This is a genomic window from Variovorax sp. P4_B11 (genome assembly GCF_056402355.1).
This window is the reverse complement of sequence record NZ_JBFUHO010000143.1, coordinates 1-2042: the sequence shown is the minus strand read 5'-3', so window position 1 is coordinate 2042 and position 2042 is coordinate 1. Positions and strand designations below refer to the sequence as shown.

The 2042-nt window shown below is 65.8% G+C and carries 4 protein-coding genes and 1 pseudogene; 3 read left to right on the top strand and 2 right to left on the bottom strand.

Annotated elements, in window-relative coordinates:
- The coding region (locus AC1DYD_RS41275) for a fatty acid cis/trans isomerase (RefSeq protein ID WP_478178473.1) at positions 1-407 on the top strand (407 nt) is incomplete at its 5' end.
- A 255-nt stretch (positions 408-662) separates the two neighbouring features.
- On the opposite strand, the gene AC1DYD_RS41270 is transcribed toward AC1DYD_RS41275, so the two are convergent.
- Entirely contained in the window at positions 663-950 is a 288-nt protein-coding gene (locus AC1DYD_RS41270) for a hypothetical protein (RefSeq protein WP_478178472.1), read from the bottom strand.
- Positions 951-1010: 60 nt separating this feature from the next.
- Here AC1DYD_RS41270 and AC1DYD_RS41265 point away from each other — a divergent pair.
- Positions 1011-1394, top strand: a pseudogene (locus AC1DYD_RS41265) (Tn3 family transposase); the annotation flags it as partial.
- Between the two features lie 171 nt (positions 1395-1565).
- Here AC1DYD_RS41265 and AC1DYD_RS41260 read toward each other — a convergent pair.
- On the bottom strand, positions 1566-1886 hold the full coding sequence (locus AC1DYD_RS41260; RefSeq protein WP_478178471.1) for a hypothetical protein: 321 nt from the start codon (positions 1884-1886) through the stop codon (positions 1566-1568).
- Between the two features lie 14 nt (positions 1887-1900).
- Between AC1DYD_RS41260 and AC1DYD_RS41255 the strand changes: the two genes are divergently transcribed.
- Positions 1901-2042 (top strand): transposase (locus tag AC1DYD_RS41255; RefSeq protein ID WP_478178474.1); only part of this gene is annotated, 142 nt, incomplete at its 3' end.

Genomic DNA, 2042 nt, shown 5'->3' with positions numbered 1-2042 from the left:
CCCTGCAATGGCTGCCGGAGGATGCCGCCCTGGTGGTCGAGGTGCCCGGCGCCGCGCCCGCCACCTTCAGCCTGCTGCGCAACACCGGGCATGCGACGGTGTCGCAACTGATCGGCGAGCGCCGCGAACTGCGACCCGACGAGAACACGCTGACGCTCGTGCCCGGCATCATCGGCGCCTACCCCAACGCGTTCTACCGTGTCAGTCCGGCCCAGCTGCCGGCGATGGCCGAGGCGATCCGCGACTTGAAGTCCGAGGCGGACTACGCGGCCTTCTCCGAACGCTACGCGGTGCGCCGCACCGACCCCGGCTTCTGGGCCATGAGCGATGCGCTGGTCGCGCGCTACCGCCGCGACCAGCCGATCCAGGCCGGCATCCTGGACCTCAACCGCTTCGAAAACAGGTGACGGCGCCAGGGCCGGCGCAGCCAGGCCAGTTGGTAAAACACCCCTGGCACTTCACCTCGTCACGCGCAAGCCGGCCAGCGAAGGCCTTGCAGTCAACTTCGTCCCAGCAACCGAGCGTGCCCACCCACAAGGCGCGCGACGTCGACCAACTGCTGCCACCCCCTCTGGCAGCCACCCTCCCCTACCCCATAGCGCAACCTCGGCGCAAGGACCGAGATGCGTGTGTTCGCTGCGCCCTTACGATGGAATACCCCGCTACCGCGGGCTCAGCCTTGTCGTCGCCCGTCGAGTACCGCCGGCGCCTCTGATGGCCTGCAGGGCGACCTCGCACTTATAGAGGACGCCAGCGAGCGAGAACATCAGTTGCCAGCGCGCGCCTGGTATCCGCGGCCCGCCGGTCTCGTCCGCGAAGACGATGATTCCTGCTTGGGGCAGGTGCTCGATGGCGAACTCGCTGACCAAGGTGCTGTCGAACGCGTCGGCCGTGAGCGTGACGGTTCGTGCGGCTTCGTCGTACGCCACCAGGATCTCGAGGTCAGGCATCGATGAACGTGCGCTCGCGGATGCCAACCCCTCGAGCACGAATCTTGATATCGACGATGAGCCGCAGCGCTCCTTGGCCGGTTGCTGCGCACGGCATTCCTGGCGGACTACTTCGTCAATGAAGCGTTCCGGCGCGAACCGCGGCGGGTGCTCAATCGCGGCGAAGCGGTCAACGCCCTGAAGCGCGCCATCTACACCGGGCGGGTCAGTCCGGCGCAGGCCAAGCGCGTCGACGAGATGCAGGCGGTGGCCGACGCGTTGAGCCTTTTGGCCAACATTGTGATGGCCTGGAACACGACGCAGATGCAAGCGGTGCTGGATCGCTGGGCCAACCGGCGCCAGGTCATCCCGCCAGAACTCATCGGGCGGATCGCGCCCACGCGGCTGGAGGGCATCAATCTGCGCGGCGTCTTCCGCTTCCCGATCGAGCGCTACGCCGGCCAACGGCGGCAGCGCCACCTTGCACGCCTTGCTGCCTTTGCCCACCAGGTCCAGCCCCGCCACCGTCTTCCAGGCCACGCCGCTCGGATACAAGGCCTTGCGATACTTCGCGCCCCTCAGTTCGCACCGGATCGCGCCGGTTCTTGAGGAGCCCGAAGCGCCTGAGGAAAGGGCTCATGGGACCAGGGACCCTGTGAACTCGTCGAATGCAACGGGGGTCGAGAAGTCCGCTGTTTTCAACTCAATAGCTTCCAAGGGCCTGATCCGATTTCGCTCCAGGGCCACGGCTTCGATCAATCCAAAGTGCAACTGGCAAGCCTGCAAGAGACTGTCACCGCCGGCCTGCGCTCCGAACAGATCGCGCAGTGCGTCCTCAGAAATCTCGGCAAGAATGCGCGGCCCATCGAAGCCGTCTGGATAAGAGCCGGCCGCGCAAATTTGAACACGCTGCAAAGTGGATAGGCTGCTCCGATGGGCGAGGATAGAGCCCGGCATGACAGGAGCAGAAGATGAGCAAGAGACCCCGCCGCAACCACTCAGCGGCCTTCAAGGCCAAGGTGGCGATTGAGGCCTTGGCCGATGGCAAGACGATTGCCGAGATCGCACAGAAGCACGACGTACACCCCAACCAGGTGACGGAGTGGCGCAGGC

Excerpts from the sequence above, each read along its gene's own strand:
- AC1DYD_RS41270 (WP_478178472.1), bottom strand. The coding sequence starts at position 950 with ATGCCTGACCTCGAGATCCTGGTGGCGTACGACGAAGCCGCACGAACC.
- AC1DYD_RS41260 (WP_478178471.1), bottom strand. The coding sequence starts at position 1,886 with ATGCCGGGCTCTATCCTCGCCCATCGGAGCAGCCTATCCACTTTGCAG.